The following is an 18,014-nucleotide window of genomic DNA, read 5'->3' as shown; positions in this document are numbered from 1 at the left end:
CGTAGCGAGCCGCTCGCTGCCGCGGGCCCCGGGTGCACCCTCTAGGCTCGGCGGGTCGGCGATCAAGGAAGAGGGCGACACGTGGGCGGTTGGGACAGGGCACTGGACGCGGCCGGGGTGACCGACCCCGGGCTGCGCGAGGACTACGGCCGGCAGCGCCGGCAGGTGACGCGGTACAAGCCGGAGGCCGTCCTGGCCGCCCGGCTCCTGCTGCCCGCCCGGCTCGTGCCGCACGTCATCGCGGCCACCGCCTACATGCACCGCACCGACACCCTGCTCGACAGCGGCCCGCCGGCCGGCCGGAAGGCGGTGTACGCGCGCTGGGAACGGGAGGTCGCCGACAGCCTCGCCGCCGGCCGGACCGACGACCCCGAGCTGCGGCCGCTGCTGAACACCGTCGCCGCGCACCCCGCCCTGCGCGACCGCGCGCTGGAGCACCTCGCCGGAGCCGTCGCCGACCTCGACTTCACCGGCTTCGCCACTGAGGCCGACTACCAGCGCTACCTGGACGCCTACTCGTTGCCCGCGTTCATGGTCGTCGCCACCCTGCTCGGCCCGGACGGTGACCAGACCGCCTACCGCAGCGCCTGCCGCACCTTCATCGACGCCAGCCAGCGGCTGGACTTCGTCAGCGACCTCGCCGAGGACCTCGCCGACGGCCGTCTGACGATCCCCGAGCAGACCCTGGCCCGGCACGGGGTGGCCCGCGCCGATCTGGAGCGGGGCGAGAACCTCCCGGCCGTCCGGGCGCTGGTCACCGAACAGCTCGACCTGGTCGACCGCGCCCTCGCCGAGGGCCCCGCCCTGATCGCCCTCGTCCCGCCCGCCCACCGGCCGATGGTCCGCTGCATGATCGGCCTGGACGAACTGACCAGCGCCGCCGCCCGCGCCGACGTCCCGGCCCTGCTGCGCCGTTCGGCCGCACCGCGCAGGCCCGCCGCCCTCCGCCTGCTCGGCCGCGAGTACCTCCGGGCCCGCCGGGTGCGCGGCTGAGCGGTACCCGACCTGCCCACCACGCCAGCGGGCATTACTGCTTGACAGGGTGCGTAATACTGTAACGCGCACGGGCCCGAGCGCCGGCGGCGCCGGACCGACGGGCCCCTCCCAGCGAGCTCGGAGCACGACATGCACCCCTTCCTCGACCAGCCGGGGCCGCTGGCCTTCGCACACCGGGGCGGTGACCTCGGCCGTCCGGAGAACTCGCTCGCGGCCTTCGAGGCCGCCGTGGCCCTCGGGTACCGCTACCTCGAAACGGATGTGCACGCCACCGCCGACGGCGTCCTGGTGGCCTTCCACGACTCCCGCCTGGACCGCGTCACCGACCGCAGCGGCGCGGTGGCCGACCTGCCCTGGGAGACCGTCAGGCAGGCCCGGATCGGCGGCACCGAACCGGTACCGCTGCTGGAGGACCTGCTCGGCGCGTTCCCGGAGGCCCGCTTCAACGTCGACGTCAAGGCGATGCCGGCCGTCGGACCGCTGGTCGGAGCGGTCCGCCGGACGAACTCCTGGGACCGGGTCTGCGTCGGCGGCTTCTCCGACAGCCGCCTCTCGGCCGTCCGCGCCGCCGCCGGCCCCCGGCTGGCCACCTCGCTCGGCCCCCGCGAGGTGGCCCGGCTGCGGCTGCGCTCGCTGGCCGGGCCGCTGCTGCGGGGCCCCGGGGCGCCGTTCGCCGGGGTGTGCGCGCAGGTGCCGGAGCGGCACCGGGGCGTGCCGGTCGTCGACCGCGCCTTCGTCCGCGCCGCCCACCGGCTCGGCCTGCCGGTGCACGTCTGGACGGTGGACGACCCCACACGGATCGGGGCTCTCCTCGACCTCGGGGTGGATGGCATCATGGCCGATCGCATCGACGTCCTGCGGGACGTCCTCGGCGAGCGCGGCTGCTGGACCGACGGCAGCACCGGCTCCAGCACGGTGACAGGAGCCTCATGAGCACCACGGCCCACCTTCCGGACCGCCAGGCGGTCACCACCGACGACCGGGCCCTGCGCCGGATGCAGTTCGGCTGGTACATCAACGACTGGGCGAACGCCGCCTTCTCGGCCACCGTCCTGACGGTGTTCCTCGGGCCGTACCTGACCTCGGTGGCCAAGAACGCCGCCGACGCGGCCGGCGATGTGCACCCGCTCGGCCTCTCGATCCGCGCCGGATCGTTCTTCCCCTACACGGTCTCCTTCTCCGTGCTGATCTCGGTGGCGGCGATGCTGCTGACCGGGACGGTCGCGGACCGCACCGGGCGGCACAAGGAGCTGATGTGCGGCGCCGCCTACGTCGGCGCGGTCGCCACGATGGGGATGTTCTTCCTCGACGGCGACCGCTACCTGCTCGGCGGCGCGCTGCTGGTGGTCGCCAACATCGCGTACGCGGTGTCGGTCGCGCTCTCCTACGCCTACCTGCCGGCCCTGGCCACCCCCGACGAACGCGACACCGTCTCCTCCAAGGGCTGGGCGTACGGGTACGCCGGCGGCGGCCTGCTGCTGGTCGCCAACCTCGCGCTGTTCGAGGGCCACGACGCGCTCGGCCTGTCCTCCGGCACCGCCGTGCGGATCTGCCTGGCCTCGGCCGGCCTGTGGTGGGCGCTGTTCACCATCGTCCCGATGCTGCGGCTGCCGTCCCGGGCCGGCGCGGCGCCCGAGCGCGCCGCGGCCGCACCCGACGACCGGCCCACCGCCGGGAGCCTGCGCGAACTCGCCCGCACGCTGCGCGGCATGCGCGAGCACCCGCTCACCCTGCTCTACCTGGGCGCCTTCCTCTGCTACAACGACGGCATCCAGACCGTCGTCTCCCAGGCCTCGCTCTACGGCAGCGAGGAGCTCGGCATGGACCAGACCTCATTGGTCGCCGCCGTGCTCCTGGTCCAGATCGTCGCGATCGGCGGCGCGCTGCTGCTCGGCCGGATCGCCCGCCGGTACGGTGCCAAGCGGACCGTCCTCGGCTCGCTGGTCGGCTGGGTGGTCACCCTCGCCCTCGGATACGTCATGCCCGCCCACCAGCCTGCCTGGTTCTTCGTCCTGGCGTGCATGATCGGCCTGGTGCTCGGCGGCAGCCAGGCACTCTCCCGCTCGCTGTTCTCCCACCTCATACCGGCGGGCCGGGAGGCGGAGTACTTCAGCCTCTACAAGGTCAGCGACCGCGGCACCAGCTGGATGGGCCCGCTGGTCTTCGGCCTCGCCTACCAGATCACCGGCAGCTACCGCTCGGCGATCATCTCGCTGCTGGTGTTCTTCGTGATCGGCTTCGCCCTGCTGACGAAGGTCCCGCTCCGCCGCGCCATCGAGGCGGTCGGCAACCCCGTCCCCGAGCGGCTGTGACGGTCCGGACCCGGGCAGCAGGCCTGCCGCCCGGGTCCGGACCACCGGGTCCTCACGAACCCGCGGTGGCCGCCTCCAGCGTGGTCGCCATGACCGGGCTGGTGAAGGTGTTCGTGGCGTCCCCCGAGGACGGGTGGTAGGAGCCCCACTTCAGGTAGTTGCGGGTGCCGTCCCAGGTGGTGCCCTTGAAGGTGCCCGAGCCGGTGGTGAACGTCTGCTTCACGCCGTCGAACCAGAAGTCGATGGTGCCGTCGGTGCGGCCGAGACGGATCTTCAGCGCGTAGGAGTGCCACTGGTCGTTGGCGGTCGGCGCGGTCCACAGCTGGTGCGCGACGTGCTCGGTGTCCCACTCCTGGAGGCGGATCCGCCCGGTCGTCGCGTCGATCTCGATCGGGTGGTTCGCCGTGCCGGTGCTCGGCGAGCACTTCAGCTGGAAGACGTACCGGCTGTTCGCGTCCTTGATGTCCACCTTGGACGACCAGCCGAGGTAGAAGGTGTCCCCCTCCTTCAGGTCGGGGCCGAGCGTCTCGCAGCGCTCCTCGCCCGCGGCCTGGAAGGCCCGCCACACACTGCCCTTCGCCGCGTCCTTGACGACGCCGAAGTTGCCCGCCGCGCACTGGACTCCGGTGAACGAGGACGGGCCCTTGGCGGTGCTCGGGGTCCAGAGGACCTTGCCCGCCGCGGCGGCCGGGCTGCTGGCGGCGGCCGAGCCGCAGGAGAGCGCGAGCACGGTGAGGGCCGCGGCGCCGACGACGGTCTTGCGGTGCTGGGACAGAAGGGACATGCCTCTCCCGGGTGGATGAGTGGCGGAGAACGGAGGCCGTCCGGCCGTGGGGGCGGCCCGGACGCATGGAGCGATCCGACCATCTGACCACCTGACGGACCGTTGTCCAAGCGGTCCGGCCGGTCGTGGCCCTTTCGGGCAGGTCCGCCGCCTGCCTGGGCCACTGCGGCGCGCCCGTCCGCGCGGGCGCGCCGCAGTGGCCCGCCCGCTACCGGGTGTGCGGCAGTGCCCCGCCCCCGTCCCCGGCGCCCGCGTCGTAGGACGAGGTGCCCTCGTCCAGCAGCGGCTCCTGGGTCTTCAGGTGCGCGGGGGCCAGCGCCCGCAGCACGTGGTAGCCGGTGATGACGACCAGGGTGCCCAGCGCGATGCCGCTCAGGCTGAAGGTGTCGGTGAACTTCATGGTGACGTTGCCGATGCCGATGATGATGCCCGCGGCGGCCGGCACCAGGTTCAGCGGATTGCGCAGGTCCACCCCCGCGTTGGTCCAGATCTGCGCGCCGAGCAGCCCGATCATGCCGTACAGGATGACGGTGATGCCGCCGAGCACCCCACCGGGGATCGCGGCCACCACGGCGCCGAACTTCGGGCAGATGCCGAACAGCAGCGCGAAGCCGGCCGCGGCCCAGTAGGCGGCGGTGGAGTAGACGCGGGTGGCGGCCATGACGCCGATGTTCTCCGAGTACGTGGTGTTCGGCGGGCCGCCGAGCACGGTGGAGAGCATCGAGCCGACGCCGTCCGCGGAGATCGCGGTACCCAGCTTGTCGTCCAGGTTCCGGCCGGTCATCTCGCCCACCGCCTTGACGTGCCCCGCGTTCTCCGCGACCAGCGCGATCACCACGGGCAGCGCCACCAGGATCGCCGACCACTGGAAGGTCGGGCCGTGGAAGTCGGGGAGGCCGACCCAGTCCGCCCGGCCGACGCCCGAGAGGTCCAGGCGCCAGTGGTCCGTCAGGTGCCCGCTCGCGTCCGCCGAATGGATCCGCCCGAAGACCCGGTCGAACAGCCAGGAGATCCCGTACCCGAAGACCAGCCCGAGGAAGATCGCCACGCGCGACCAGAACCCGCGCAGGCAGACCACGGCCAGCCCGGTGAACAGCATCACCAGCAGCGCCGTCCACTGGTCCTGGGGCCAGTACGTCGAGGCGGTGACGGGCGCGAGGTTGAAGCCGATCAGCATGACGACGGCGCCGGTGACGATCGGCGGCATCGCGGCGTGGATGATCCGCGCCCCGAACCGCTGGACGGCGAGGCCCACCAGGAACAGCGCCCCGCCCACCACGAACACCGCGCCGGTGACCGTCGCGCTGGTACCGCCCTGCGCCCTGATCACCGCGGCCACGCCGACGAAGGACAGCGAGCAGCCGAGGTAGCTGGGCACCCGACCGCGGGTCGCCAGCAGGAAGATGACGGTCGAGACGCCGGACATCATGATCGCCAGATTGGGGTCGAGCCCCATCAGCACGGGGGCCACGAAGCTCGCACCGAACATGGCCACCACGTGCTGGGCGCCGAGCCCCGCCGTCCGGGGCCAGGAGAGCCGTTCGTCCGGAGCGACGACCGCTCCCGGTGCGGGCGTACGCCCGTCACCGTGCAGCTTCCAGCGCACGCCGAGATCCATGTGGGGGGTTCGCTTTCTCTGTACTTCCGGGGGATTGTCGCCACCATTGTCCCGGCCACCGCCCGCCCCGGCCGTCACCACCCCTCCCCCGACCTGCGCCTCGGGCGCAGCGGCGTGGCGGCCCTACCCGGAGGTGATCCGGCGGCCGTTGGTCTCGTCCGGGCGGATGCGCACCCACAGGTCGCGGCCGCCGCCGGCCCAGGGGGTGCTCCCCGGCAGTTCCTTGAGCCGGGTGATCTCGTCGGGGTCCTCGACGTACTGGGCCCGGCCGAGGATCAGCACGCTCCAGCCCCGGCTGAGGCTCTCGTCGATGTGGTCCACCTGGAACGAGACGGGCGAGCCGTCGGGCGGGGCCGAAGTGCCGTGCGCGGACGTGTGGTAGACGATCGTGCGGGCGTCCACGGTGTAGTTGACCGGGAAGACCGCCGGCGCCGGCCGGGTGGGCAGGCCGATCCGGCCGATGCCGTGGGTGCCGACGCGGTCCCAGCACTCGGGTTCGGTCAGGTGCAGGAGCAGCGGGCGCGCGCCGGCGCCGCCCTGGCCCGGCGGGGCGTCGGCGCGGCCGGACAGCAGCTCGCCGTAGGTGGTCCGCAGCACGGCGGCGATCCTGACGAAGGCGGCCGGGTCGAAGGCGGGGCCGGCCTCCATCAGGTGCCGGAGGTAGCGGGGCGCCATCGCGGTCTGCCGGGCCAGCGCCTCCTCGGTCAGCCCGAGCTGGCGACGGCGGTCATCGATCCGCCGGGCGACGAGGGCCGGATCCACCCGCTGGGCGGCGTCAGGTCCGGGGTTCTGGTCCACATCGACTCCTCGGTGCCAGGGGTCACGCTCCGTGGTCATCAGCGACCTGGTCGCCCCCGTCGGGCATGGGTGCCGGGCGGTTCCCCGCCCGGCCTTCCCCTCCAGCGTTGCCCCGACGGCGGGCGGCCGCCATAGGGGCCGCCCGGCCCGCCGGCGTGGCGCGCCCGAATCACTGACGGTGGCAGGGGGAGTGCCACAGCTGTCGGAGGCATGCGATGGACCAGGAACTCGACCGGCGGAGCCGGCCCGTCACGGGCTGCCACGGCCGCGGCGGGTCCGTCGGAGCCCTCCTCGGACGGGTGTGCCGGGAGGCTGCTCTACCCCTGCAACGGCACCGGCTCCCAGGTCTGGACCCAGAACGCCAAGGGCCTGCTCAACCCGCAGTCCGGCAAGTGCCTGGCCGACCCCGGGGCGTCGACCGCCAACGGCACCCAGCTGGTCCTCTGGAGCTGCGGCGCGGGCGGCCAGGACTGGCGGTACCCGTACAGCGGGCAACCGATCTGGAGCGCCTTCACCAACAAGGCGACCACCTACTGCCTGAGCGGGGGGGTGGAGAACAGCACCTCGGTCAGTCTCCACACGTGCGCCGCCACCCCGCAGCAGAACTGGCAGCTGGTCAAGGACGGCACGCTCCGGGTCTCCACCGGCGCCTGCCTGGACGCGGGCACCGCCGGGACCGCCGGCAGCACGGTCCTGGTCGCGCCGTGCTCGGGTTCCACGGCGCAGCAGTGGCTGCCGTCGCCGACCGGCTACCTGCTGAACCCCGCGTCCGGGAAGTGCCTGGACGACCCGCGGTCCACCGCCGTCCAGGGCGTTGCGCTGAACCTGTGGACCTGCAACGGGACCGGCGCCCAGGTCTGGTACTCGGCGGTCTGACCCGGCCGGGCCACGCTCGGCCCGATCCGGCTCACCGCGAGCCGGATCGGCCCGGGGCGGCCATGATCGGAGCAGGGCCGCCACGCCTGCCTCCCTCCCCGGGGGGCAGGCCGGCGCTCCTCCGCAGGTGGGCGGCCGGGAGCGCGGCCGCGGTCGGACAGGAGGACCGGATGGGCCAGGACCAGGCGCGTCCCGTGCGGCGCGCGACCCCCGAGGAACGGGCGGCGGCCGGTCGGGCGGCACGCCGGACGACACCGCGTTCCGCCCACGCCGAGTACCGGCCGGGCCCGGAGCGGCCCGACCCGCTCACGATCCTGGCGGCCCAGTCGGCGCTGCGCGTGCCGGAGCTGGTGCCGATCCGGTACGCCCGGATGGCCGAGTCCCCGTTCCGTTTCTACCGGGGCGCGGCCGCGGTCATGGCGTCCGACCTCGCGGGCACCCCCGACTCGGGCATCCGGGTCCAGCTCTGCGGCGACGCCCACATGCTGAACTTCCGGCTGCTCGCCTCGCCGGAGCGGCGGCTGGTCTTCGACATCAACGACTTCGACGAGACGCTGCCCGGCCCGTGGGAGTGGGACGTGAAGCGGCTGGCGTCGAGCCTGGTGATCGCGGGCCGGGCGAACGGCTTCGACGGGGCGCAGCGCGCCGACATCGTCGCCACGGCGGTCCGCTCGTACCGGGAGGCGATGCGGCGGTTCGCGGGGATGCGCAACCTGGATGTCTGGTACGCCCAGCTGGACTCGCAGCGGCTGCGGGAGCTGGCGGTGGGCCGGGTCTCCAAACGGGCCCGCCGGGGGCTCGACGAGGCGATGTCGAAGGCCCGCACCCGCGACAGCCTCCAGGCCTTCGGCAAGCTCACCGAGGTGACGGACGGCCTGGTCCGGATCGCCGCCGACCCGCCGCTGCTCGTCCCGATCGCCGACCTCCTGCCGGAGGTGGAGCGGACCGCGCTGATGGAGCTGTTCCACGGCCTGGTGCGGCGTTACGCGAGCACCATGCCCGCCGACCGGCGCACCCTGCTCTCGGCGTTCCGGCTGGTGGACGCGGCCCGCAAGGTCGTCGGTGTCGGCAGCGTCGGCACCCGGTGCTGGATCTTCCTGCTGCTCGGCCGGGACGGCGAGGACCCGCTGTTCCTCCAGGCCAAGGAGGCCGGCGAATCGGTGCTGGCGCCGTACGTCGGCGCGAGCCGGTACGACAACCAGGGCGAGCGGGTGGTCTCCGGCCAGCGGCTGATGCAGGCCACCAGCGACATCTTCCTGGGCTGGGAGCGGGTCGAGGGCATCGACGGCAGGCGGCGGGACTTCTACATCCGTCAGCTCCGCGACTGGAAGGGCATCGTCGTGGCCGAGCGGATGGTGCCGCGCGGCATGCGGGCCTTCGGCGAACTGTGCGGCGCCACGCTGGCCCGGGCGCACGCCCGGTCGGGCGACCGCATCGCCATCGCCGCCTACCTGGGGAAGCGGGACGCCTTCGACCGGGCCCTGGTGGAGTTCGCCGAGGCGTACGCGGACCGGAACGAGCGGGACCACCGGGCGCTGGTCGAGGCGGTCGCGGCGGGCCGGCTCCCGGCCGAGGCCGGCTGAGCCGGCGCGGCCCGCCTGGTCGCGCCGCCCGGGGCCCGCTGATCAGCCCTCGGCCGGCCGCGAACGGCCGTCGGCCCGGAGCCCCTCCCCGATGGCGCGCAGGAGCGCCTCCCGGTCCACCGCGACCGGTTCGGGGCCCGGCCGGGCGGGATCACCGACCCGGTGGACCGGCATCCGGGCCCGGACGAGGGTCCGGCCGTCACCCGTCGGGGGGAGCTGGACGATCTCCAGCTCGGCCGCGACGACCTCCTCCCCCTCCCGCCCGGGCCGTAGTCCGACACAGAGGTGGAAGTCGAGCGACTCGTCGTCGGCGATGTCGACGGCGTACTCGGTGACCCCGGGGCCGACGGGCTGCCCGCGCTCCGACAGGTCCTCGAACTGCGGGGAGACCTGCTTGAGGTAACGCACCCCGCCACCGTCGTACGTGGTGATCCGCAGGGCGAGGTCGCGCAGCCCGGCCCGGCGGGTCCGGTCCACCAGGGAGGCCAGCTCCCGGTGGAGGCCCGGTGTCCCCGTGGGCGACGCGGGGGCGGGCACGATGTCGAGGGTGCCTCCCAACGCGGAGGTGACGGACCGGACCTGGGCCACCGACCACCGCTCGCCGATGCCCCGGGCGTGGCACGGGAAGCGGCCCGCGCAGGAGGCGAGGGCGGCGGCCAGGTCGTCGGCGCTCTCGGCCGCCGCCTCCAGGTCGGTCAGCAGGATCGCGGTGCGCGCCGCGTCGGCGTGGCCGGCGAACAGGCGGTCGGCCAGCCGGATCCAGCGGCCGAACGCCGCCGCGCCGACCGGCTCCAGCCCGGCCAGCGCCGCCCGCGCCCCGGCCTTGGCGGCCGCGGTCGCCCGGACCAGCCGCTGGGTGTCGGGGTAGAGCATCCGCGCGTACGCCGACCCCGCGACGACGGCGAAGGAGGCGTCCTCGTCCAGGCCGTCGATGACGGCCGCGACCGCCGCCCCGACCGCCCGGAAGTCCGCCTCGGGCAGCTCCGGCGACAGTCCGACCAGGAGGACGAGCGCGCGGGGCGCGCCGGCCGCCGCACGGTCGGCGGCCCCGCTCGGGCCGGTCACCGTCAGGATCGTGTGCGCCTCCGTGGCGCCCGGGGCGAGGAACTCGTTGCGGTGCAGCTCCAGCCCGAGACCGCCGGAGTGCACCACGGCGGGAACAGCGGTGGGTACTGCGGCGGGAACAGCGGCGGGAACGGCGGCCGGAACGGCGGGCGTCCGCTGCTCCGGCGCGGACGGGCGGCGGCCGACCGCCCGGAGCCGCGCCACCACGGCTCCCGCGTCGGCCGGGCGGTCCGCCGGATCCTTGGCGAGCAGCTCCGCGACCAGCTCGTCGAGCTCGTCGGGGACCTCCGGCCGCAGCGGGGCGAGACGCGGGGCCGGAGTCTGGAGGTGCTGGACCATCAGGGTCCAGAGGCCGCCGCGCGCCGGGAACGGCGGCCGTCCGGTGAGCAGCGCGAAGAGCACACAGCCCAGCGCGTAGAGATCGGCCCGTCCGTCGACCCGGGGACTGCGCCACTGCTCGGGGGCCATGTACTCGGGCGTGCCCATCACGCTGCCCTCCCGGGTGAGACCCGACTCGGCCCGGACGTACCCGGCGAGTCCGAAGTCGCACACCTTGAGCGTGCCGTCGGGGAGCAGCATGAGGTTGGCGGGTTTGACGTCCCGGTGGACGATGCCCAGCCGGTGCGCGTAGGACAGGGCGCCCGCGAGTTGCGCGGTCAGCTCCACCGCCTCGTCGACGGGCAGCCCCGACGGCCGCCCGTGCAGGACCTCCCCGAGGTCGCGGCCCCGGAGCAGTTCCATCACCAGGTAGAGCCGGCCGCCCTGTTCGCCGCTGTCGAAGATCTGGGTGATGCCCGGGTGCTGGAACCGCGCGGTGACCTGCGCCTCGCGGTGGAACCGCTGCGCGGCCACCGCGCCGGCCGCCGACTGCGGGGCGAGGAACTTGATCGCGACCCCGCGGTCCAGCCGGGGATCATGGGCCCGCCAGACCTCGCCCATCCCGCCGCGCCCGAGCAGTACCTCCAACCGGTACCGGTCGGCGATCCGCGTCCCCACAGCGTTCAAGGCGCCTCGCAATCCCCCGTGTCGCACGGCCCCCGCCGCTTCCGCCACTCTACGAGACCGGTCCGACGGCTGTGCATCGCGCGGGGCCCCGCGTCCGGGCCGTCCCGACCGGCGGCCGACCGGCGGCGGCGCCCGCGCGGGTAGCATCCGAGCCGAGGCCGTCCGGCCACGACCGGTAGCCCAGCAGTGCGCCACCTCCGACACCGTCCGCTCCGTCGCCGCCGCCCGGCGGCGGCCCGCTCGACACCGCCCAGGGACCGACATGGCCTCCCCCTTCGCCGATCCGGCGTTCTACCGCGACCGCTACCCCACCTACGCCGCCCTGCGCGAGGCCGCACCGGTCCTGCGCATCCCGATGGAGGGCGGCGGCCCCGGCACCGCGACCGTCGTCACCGGCTACCACGCGGCCCGCCAGGCCCTCACCGCCCCGCTGTCGAAGGACACCGGCGCGTACTTCGCCGACAAGCCGTCCAAGCGGTCCCTGCACCCGGCCGTCGCCCGCACCATGCTCGCCACCGATCCCCCGGAGCACACCCGGCTCCGCCGCCTGGTCACCAGGGCGTTCACCACCGCCGTGGTCGACGGACTCCGCCCGTACGTCCGCTCACTCGCCGAAGAACTCGTCGACCGCTGGGCACCCGGTAGCGAGGTCGACCTCGTCGAGGACCTCGCCGGGCCCCTCCCGGTCACCGTCATCTGCCAACTCCTGGGCGTCCCACCGGAGGACCGCCCGGCCGTCCGCGGCTGGTCCACCGACCTGTTCGCCACCGGCGACCACGAGCGGATCGACTCGGCCTCGCACGCGCTGGCCGACTACCTGGCGGAGCTGATCGCCACCAAGCGGTCCGGGCCGGACGGTTCGCTGCTCTCCGAGCTGATCGCGGTCCGCGACAGCGACGCCGGCCGCCTCGGCGAGGAGGAGTTGCTGTCGCTGGCCGTGTTGCTGCTGGTGGCCGGTCACGAGACCACCACCGCGGCGATCGGCAACGCCGTCCTCGCGCTGCTCCGGCACCCGGACGACCTGCGACGCCTGGTGGCCGACCCGCACCGCATCCCGGCCGCGGTCGACGAACTGCTGCGCTACGACGCGCCGGTGAGCATCGCGACCTGGCGCTGGGCCCCCGAGGCGGTGCGCCTGGGCGACAGCGAAGTCCCCGCCGGCTCCCCGGTGTTCGTCTGCCCCGGCGCGGCCAACCGCGACCCCGCGCGGTTCGCCGACCCCGACCGGCTCGACCTCGACCGGCCCGACGCGGCCGGCCACCTGGCCTTCGGGCACGGGATCCACCGCTGCGTCGGGGCACCGCTCGCCCACGCCGAGATCGAGATCGTCCTGCGGGTCCTCCTGGAGCGATTCCCGACCCTGCGGCTGGCCGTCCCGCCCGACCGACTCTCCTGGCGCCACTCCCGGCTGGTGCGCGGCCTCGTCGCTCTGCCGGTCCGCCTGTAGGCGGCACCGCCGCGCTGTCCGCCGCTCCCCTGTGCCGGGGGCGCACGGCACCGCGCACGGCGAGGTACCGGCGCGGGGCCGGGAAGTCGCGAACGCTCTGTGTTCATCCCAAGGTGGGGTTTGGCTCAACTCCCCTGCCCGGTACAACCGATAGCCCTGGTGGCGAAGGTTCCGCCGCCGGCGGGCCCGCCACCACCGAAGGGGAGACGACCATGGTGCGTAGGACGCACGTGCTGGGAGCCGGACTGCTGGCGGTCGCGCTGGCGGCGGGCACGGGGTGGGTCGCGCAGGCGAACGACGACGGCGCCGCCGGGCAGGAGCGCCAGGCATCGGTGAAGGCCGTCGATGCCATCGACGGCTACCAGGTGGTCAAGCTGGGCAACGCCAACGTCGGCAACTTCCAGCGCCGGACGGTGAATTGTCCCGCCGGCAAGCGGGCGATCGGCGGTGGCGCGGAGGCCCAGGGCAACGAGGCGGTCCTGGTCGGCAGCTTCCCGACGGACGGCGCCAACGGCTGGGTAGGCATCGGCCGCCAGCCCGGCAGCAGCAGCGTGGGCATCAGCGTCTACGTGATCTGCGCGAACGGCTGACCTGCGGCACCCGACAGCTGGACCGGCGGACCGGCCGGTCCGCTGCGGCACGTGGCTCCGGCCCCCGGGAATCGTCCCGGGGGCCGGAGCCTCGTCGTCGGTGCCGACCGGTACACCGGCGGGCGTCAGCCGCCGGGCACCCGTCCGTCGGACCGCCGGGGATGAACCCCGTTGCGAGTCCGGGGCGTTGGGAGGTCGCCGTCAGTCGCCGGACGGCGGAGCCGGGGCCGCCTTCAGTCCGTCCAGGGTGAGATCGAGGAGGCGTTCGGCCTGCTCGCGCTGGTCCGGCCCGGCCGAGGTGAGGGCGATCCCGGCGAGCGCGGCGAACATGTCGCTCGCGCTGATGTCGGACCGGATCGTTCCGGCCGCGCGGGCGGCGTCCATCAGGGCAACGAGGGCGCCCTGGATCAGCTCGCGGCTGTCGGCATAGGGGTTGCCGCCCGAAGCGACGACCGCCCGCAGGGCGTCGGCCAGGCCGAACTTGGCGGTGGCGTAGTCGATGAAGCGGCGGGTCCACGCGCGCAGGGCCTCGGCGGGCGGCATGGTCGCGAGGAGCCCGGGGACGGCGTCGCAGAGCCGGGCCACCTCGTTGCGGTAGGCCGCCTCGACCAGCGCCTCCCTGGTCGGGAAGTTGCGGTACAGGGTGCCGGTTCCGACACCCGCCTCGGCGGCGATCCGCTCGAAGGTCGCGTCGAGCCCCTCCTCGGTGAACATGCGCACGGCGGTGGCCAGGATCCTGTCCCGGTTCCGCTGCGCGTCGGCCCTCAGCGGGCGCCCTGAAGCTCGGGTCATCGGCGGCCCTCTCCCTCCTCCGTTGCTAAGTGGAGGATCCTCCGCTTAGTCTGAGCGAAGTGGCGGACCCTCCACTTTCAACTCTAGGGCACGGCCCGGCCTGCCCCCGCCCCCTACTCCCCTGTTCCCCTGTTCCCCTGTTCCCCTGTTCCCCTGTTCCGGAAGGACGGTCCCGTATGTCGGGAATCGAAGGCAAGGTCGTGGCGATCACTGGCGCCGGCAGCGGCATCGGCGAGGCGACCGCACTCCTGCTGGCCGCGCGCGGCGCGAAGGTGGTCCTCGGGGCACGCCGCACAGAGCGCCTGGAGGCCCTGGCCGCCCGTATCGAACAGGCCGGCGGCGAGGCCGCCTGGATCCGCACGGACGTGACGCGGCAGGGCGACCTCACCGGCCTCGTCCAGCTGGCCCGCGACCGGTACGGCAGGCTCGACGTCCTCGTCGGCAACGCCGGGGTCGGGCTGATCTCCCCTCTGGACGACCTGCGCGTCGAGGACTGGGAGCAGATGATCGACGTCAACCTCAAGGGCGTCCTGTACGGGATCGCCGCGGCCCTGCCGGTCTTCCGGGAGCAGGGCTCCGGACACTTCGTCAACACCGTGTCCACCGCCGGCCTGCGCATCGTGCCGCTCCAGTCGGTGTACGCGGCGACGAAGAACGCCGTACGGACCGTCTCGGAGGGCCTGCGCCAGGAGGCCGGCGACAGCCTGCGCGTCACCGTCGTCTCGCCCGGCGCCGTCCGCACGGACTTCGCGGAGCACATGGACCCGTCGGTGAAGCCCCAGATCGACAAGCTGATGGAGATCGCCCTCCCGCCGGACGCGGTGGCCCGCGCCATCGCCTTCGCCATCGAGCAGCCGGACGGGGTCGATGTGAGCGACATCGTCGTCCGCCCCACCGCCCAGGGGTAGGTCCGCGCAGCCGGTGCGGCCGGCCCGGTCGGGGCCCGGGAAACACCTCGCCGACCGGCGCGAGCGGCGCACCGGTCGGCGAGGGGGGTGTGGATCAGGCCTGCGAGCGGCGGCGCGAGGCGACGACCGCGCCGGCGCCCAGGAGGACGGCCGCGCCGGCGGCGGCGGTGAGCTCCCCGAGCGGAGCGGTCGAGCCGGTGGCGGCCAGCGTGCCGGTACCGGTGCCCCGGACGGCCGCGGTGGGGACGGTGGCCGAGGTGGCTGTCGTGGCCGTCGTACCGGAGGTGACCGCGGCGGGAACCACCGCGGGGACCGGCTGGGTGGTGCCGGACGTGCTCTGCACCGCCCCGGTGGCGGGCTTCGCGGCAGCCTCGGCGGCGGCCTTCGCGGCAGCCTCGTCCTTGGCACGAGCCGTGAACCGGCCCTCGGCCAGGAAGGCCCGGACGTCCGCGGCGGTGCCTTCGAGCGCGGCGAGGCCGGCCTTCCGGACCTCGGGCGTCCCGGTCTCGACGATCTGGGAGACGCGGATCCGGTCGTCGCTCTCCCGCAGCGGCTCCAGCTGCGCCTTCAGGAAGCGCTCGACGTCCGCCGCGCTGCCGGCGAGCGCCTTCTCGGCCGCCTCCCGGACGTGACGGCCGGTACCCGCGTCGTCGAGGATCCGCCGGACCTCGGCGCGGTTCTCGTCCTCGGCCCGGGCGACGAACTGGCCGACCTTGAGGAAGGCACGGACGTCGTCGATGGTGCCGTCGAGCGCGGCGCCGGCGGCGGCCCGCACCGCCGGGCCACCGACGGCCATGATCTGGCCGAGCAGGACCCGGTCGTCGTCCTCACCGGCCTTCTTGAGGTCTGTCTTGAGGAACCGCTCGACATCCGCGGCGCTCCCCGCGAGCGCCTTCCGGGCGCCCTCGCGCACACCCGGCCCACTCTTCGGGTCGTCGAGGATCCGCTGCACCTCGGCGCGATTCTCGTCCTCGGCCCGCGCCTCGTACTGGCCGTGGTTCAGGAAGGCGCGGTACGCCTCGATGTCATCCAGGGGGAACACGGCGTTGGCGGCCTTCTGCACGACCGGACCGCCGGCGCTCATGATCCGCGAGATCGCGATCCGCGCGTCGTCCCGGCGGATGCGGTCCACCTGCGACGCGAGGAAGCGCGCCCGGTCCTCGGGGGTGCCCGCGAGGGCCGCCGCCGCGTGCTCGCGCAGGTACTCGCTCGGCGCCGTGAGCAGGTAGCTGTTCGGGTAGACGAGCAGCTTCTCGATCGCCGCCCGGTTCTCGTCGTCCGTCTTCGTCCCCGCCGGGTCCGTCTGCTCCTGCCCCGCGGGGGCGCTGTCGGCGAACGCCGGGGTGCTGCCCAGGGCGACGGGCGCGGCGGCCGTGGCGAGGAGGACGGCGGTAGCGAGCGAACGACGGATCTTCAACGGTCACCTCAGGATCTGAAGACGGACGACCCCGACGCGGCTGCGCGGTGGTCGGCCGGGTGATCGTATCGCGACACCACCCCTCACACGCGAACACATTTCCGTCACGTCCCGGTCCTTGGGTCTCCGACGACCCGGGCCGCGAGCACCGACCGCCTCCGCTCCGGCAGCTGACGCAGGAGGAGGTCCGGAGCGGCCGTGAACCGCTCTCCGGGCCTCCCCCACCACGATCAGGACGTGCCGGTACCGGCCGTTCCTAGTTGTGCCAGCCGTTCCACTTCCCGTTCTGGTCACGGTCGCGGGACCACAGGCGGTTGTCGTCGCCGCGCGCGGTGATGGTGAAGGCTCCGCCGAGGGTCTGCCGGGTGATCTCGACCTTGCTCGTGAAGGAGCCGCCCAGGGAGGTCCAGGAGCTCAGCTTGCCGGAGCTGTTGGTCGTCCAGCGCGTCCACACGGCGTGGTCGGTCCCGATCACGAAGATCTCGCTGGTGCCGTCCCGGAAACCGAAGTACGTCACGCCGTCGCCGTAGGCGCCGCCGCACAGGTAGGTGCCGCCGAACTGCCGGTCGCTGCAGTGTCCGGGGACACCGATGTCACCCGCCGACGCGGGAGCCGCGCCCAGCCCGACTCCGGCGAGGGCGGCGGCGGCCACGACCGCGGCCTTGATCTTGTTCATGCGTCTGCTCCTGACTGGTCGGGACCGGGCCTCGTCGGCGCACCGGTCCACCCGGGCCGCAGCCCACCCGGCGCCCACCCGCCGGGCCCTCACCGGTATCAACGGGAGCCGCACCCCGTCGAGTTCACCGGAAGGTCCCGTCGACCCGGAACAGAACCTGACTCCCCTGTCAGACCCGCGCGCGTCCTTCTGGCCTGGTCGGCACCGCCGGAGCCCGCGGTTGCCGACGACAGTCGCGTTCCAGGGCTGACACGACTGGGTCTGGTCCTCACCGGCGCCCGGCCTCAGGGGCTGACCGACGCCACCGGCGTCAGGCTGGACGACGCCGTCCTCCGCGACCTCGAGCTCGACCAGGTCATCGGCTGGCCCGTCACCGGGTAGATCGGCCGAATTGCCCCACCTGGGGGGAGCGTTCACCGGAGGATCCGCTGTCCGGCCGCGGGAAGAGGCAGCAGCGCCTGGCAACGCCGCCCGGGAGCCGGACGACTCCGGCGAACTTGGCGTCCGGCCGCTGTCACATCTTCCCGCCGCCGTCCGTCGAAGCAGCAGTGACCGTGTGAAAGCCCCGAGGAGGCACTTATGGAAACGCGATCGATCACGGCAGAGGTCCCGATGGCGCCGCGGATGACCGAGGACCCGGCGCAGCTCGTGCCCGAGCTGGCGGAGGTGTCGGCCGCGCTGTTCAGGGCCACCGGCAACGGTTCGGTGCCGCGCACCACCATCAGCCTGGTCCAGCTGCGGGCCGGTCAGATCGTCGGCAGCACCTACCTGACCGTGCTGCACACCGGCTTCCTGCGCAAGGCCGGGGAGTCCGAGGAGCGCATCACCTCGGTGGCGTCCTGGGCGGACTCGCCGTACTTCACCGGTGCGGAGCGGGCCGCGCTGGCGCTGGTGGAGGCCGTGCTCCAGCCGTCCGTCCACGGCGAGCGGGTCTCCGACGAGCTGTACGGCCGGGCGACGGAGCACTACGACGCCCGGGCGCTCGCCACCCTGATGTTCGCGATCGGCCAGGTGAACTTCTTCATCGCGGTGGCGCTCATCGCCAAGCCGGTACCCGGGCGGTCGTTCACCGACCCGTGGCAGTAGGCCCCACCGGGGCGCCCGGCCACGCGTGCGGCGTGGATCCGGGCGCCCTGCCCCGCCGTTC

General features: G+C 74.0%; 16 protein-coding genes. 9 read left to right on the top strand and 7 right to left on the bottom strand.

Going from position 1 to position 18,014, the window contains the following annotated elements; genetic code table 11:
* The first annotated feature begins 81 nt into the window (after positions 1–81).
* From ACIF6L_RS12180 to ACIF6L_RS12170, 3 genes are all read left to right on the top strand, one after another.
* A complete protein-coding gene (locus tag ACIF6L_RS12180) occupies positions 82–993 on the top strand; it encodes a phytoene/squalene synthase family protein (protein ID WP_396489399.1) in 912 nt (303 codons plus the stop codon).
* A 132-nt stretch (positions 994–1,125) separates the two neighbouring features.
* Complete coding sequence (locus tag ACIF6L_RS12175) at positions 1,126–1,929, top strand: glycerophosphodiester phosphodiesterase (protein WP_396489400.1); 804 nt, start codon at positions 1,126–1,128, stop codon at positions 1,927–1,929.
* Positions 1,926–3,308, top strand: a complete 1,383-nt coding sequence (locus tag ACIF6L_RS12170; RefSeq protein WP_359808799.1) for an MFS transporter — start codon at positions 1,926–1,928, stop codon at positions 3,306–3,308. The genes ACIF6L_RS12175 and ACIF6L_RS12170 overlap by 4 nt, the downstream gene beginning before the upstream one ends.
* 52 nt (positions 3,309–3,360) lie before the next feature.
* Here the strand turns inward: ACIF6L_RS12170 and ACIF6L_RS12165 are convergent, their stop codons facing one another.
* The 3 genes from ACIF6L_RS12165 to ACIF6L_RS12155 form a co-directional block, all read right to left on the bottom strand.
* A complete protein-coding gene (locus ACIF6L_RS12165; RefSeq protein ID WP_396489403.1) occupies positions 3,361–4,092 on the bottom strand; it encodes a heparin lyase I family protein in 732 nt (243 codons plus the stop codon).
* A gap of 208 nt (positions 4,093–4,300) precedes the next feature.
* Positions 4,301–5,710 carry a solute carrier family 23 protein gene (locus ACIF6L_RS12160; protein WP_359808795.1) on the bottom strand — a complete coding sequence of 470 codons (1,410 nt, stop codon included), beginning with the start codon at positions 5,708–5,710 and terminating at the stop codon, positions 4,301–4,303.
* Between the two features lie 123 nt (positions 5,711–5,833).
* Entirely contained in the window at positions 5,834–6,508 is a 675-nt protein-coding gene (locus ACIF6L_RS12155; protein ID WP_396489405.1) for a helix-turn-helix domain-containing protein, read from the bottom strand.
* A gap of 210 nt (positions 6,509–6,718) precedes the next feature.
* Here ACIF6L_RS12155 and ACIF6L_RS12150 point away from each other — a divergent pair, with 210 nt between their 5' ends.
* Together ACIF6L_RS12150 and ACIF6L_RS12145 are read left to right on the top strand one after the other, a co-directional pair.
* A complete protein-coding gene (locus ACIF6L_RS12150) occupies positions 6,719–7,384 on the top strand; it encodes an RICIN domain-containing protein (protein WP_396489406.1) in 666 nt (221 codons plus the stop codon).
* Positions 7,385–7,554: 170 nt separating this feature from the next.
* Complete coding sequence (locus ACIF6L_RS12145) at positions 7,555–8,967, top strand: DUF2252 domain-containing protein (protein ID WP_396489408.1); 1,413 nt, start codon at positions 7,555–7,557, stop codon at positions 8,965–8,967.
* A 42-nt stretch (positions 8,968–9,009) separates the two neighbouring features.
* On the opposite strand, the gene ACIF6L_RS12140 is transcribed toward ACIF6L_RS12145, so the two are convergent.
* Positions 9,010–11,028 (bottom strand): serine/threonine-protein kinase, encoded by a 2,019-nt coding sequence (locus ACIF6L_RS12140; protein ID WP_396489479.1) that lies wholly within the window; start codon positions 11,026–11,028, stop codon positions 9,010–9,012.
* Between the two features lie 271 nt (positions 11,029–11,299).
* Between ACIF6L_RS12140 and ACIF6L_RS12135 the strand changes: the two genes are divergently transcribed.
* Both ACIF6L_RS12135 and ACIF6L_RS12130 read left to right on the top strand, forming a co-directional pair.
* Positions 11,300–12,484, top strand: coding sequence for a cytochrome P450 (locus ACIF6L_RS12135; RefSeq protein WP_396489409.1), 1,185 nt, complete (start codon positions 11,300–11,302; stop codon positions 12,482–12,484).
* A gap of 212 nt (positions 12,485–12,696) precedes the next feature.
* Positions 12,697–13,074: a hypothetical protein gene (locus tag ACIF6L_RS12130; protein ID WP_329485546.1), complete on the top strand. Its 378-nt coding sequence runs from the start codon at positions 12,697–12,699 to the stop codon at positions 13,072–13,074.
* A 201-nt stretch (positions 13,075–13,275) separates the two neighbouring features.
* Here ACIF6L_RS12130 and ACIF6L_RS12125 read toward each other — a convergent pair whose 3' ends face one another.
* The gene (locus tag ACIF6L_RS12125; RefSeq protein ID WP_396489411.1) at positions 13,276–13,866 is read right to left on the bottom strand and encodes a TetR/AcrR family transcriptional regulator; all 591 of its coding nucleotides are present in this window, start codon (positions 13,864–13,866) and stop codon (positions 13,276–13,278) included.
* Positions 13,867–14,042: 176 nt separating this feature from the next.
* Between ACIF6L_RS12125 and ACIF6L_RS12120 the strand changes: the two genes are divergently transcribed.
* Positions 14,043–14,774 (top strand): SDR family oxidoreductase, encoded by a 732-nt coding sequence (locus ACIF6L_RS12120; protein WP_396489413.1) that lies wholly within the window; start codon positions 14,043–14,045, stop codon positions 14,772–14,774.
* Between the two features lie 94 nt (positions 14,775–14,868).
* Here ACIF6L_RS12120 and ACIF6L_RS12115 read toward each other — a convergent pair whose 3' ends face one another.
* Together ACIF6L_RS12115 and ACIF6L_RS12110 are read right to left on the bottom strand one after the other, a co-directional pair.
* Positions 14,869–16,191, bottom strand: a complete 1,323-nt coding sequence (locus ACIF6L_RS12115) for an ALF repeat-containing protein (protein WP_396489415.1) — start codon at positions 16,189–16,191, stop codon at positions 14,869–14,871.
* 256 nt (positions 16,192–16,447) lie between these two features.
* Positions 16,448–16,867: a hypothetical protein gene (locus ACIF6L_RS12110; protein ID WP_352286422.1), complete on the bottom strand. Its 420-nt coding sequence runs from the start codon at positions 16,865–16,867 to the stop codon at positions 16,448–16,450.
* A 579-nt stretch (positions 16,868–17,446) separates the two neighbouring features.
* On the opposite strand from ACIF6L_RS12110, the gene ACIF6L_RS12105 reads away from it, so the two are divergent.
* Positions 17,447–17,953 carry a carboxymuconolactone decarboxylase family protein gene (locus tag ACIF6L_RS12105; RefSeq protein ID WP_359840278.1) on the top strand — a complete coding sequence of 169 codons (507 nt, stop codon included), beginning with the start codon at positions 17,447–17,449 and terminating at the stop codon, positions 17,951–17,953.
* Positions 17,954–18,014: the final 61 nt, after the last annotated feature.

Origin of the sequence: Kitasatospora sp. NPDC086009 (genome assembly GCF_044540385.1) — a bacterium.
Lineage (GTDB): Bacteria > Actinomycetota > Actinomycetes > Streptomycetales > Streptomycetaceae > Kitasatospora.
The sequence above is the reverse complement of the archived record's forward strand: the minus strand, read 5'-3'. Positions and strand labels throughout refer to the sequence as shown.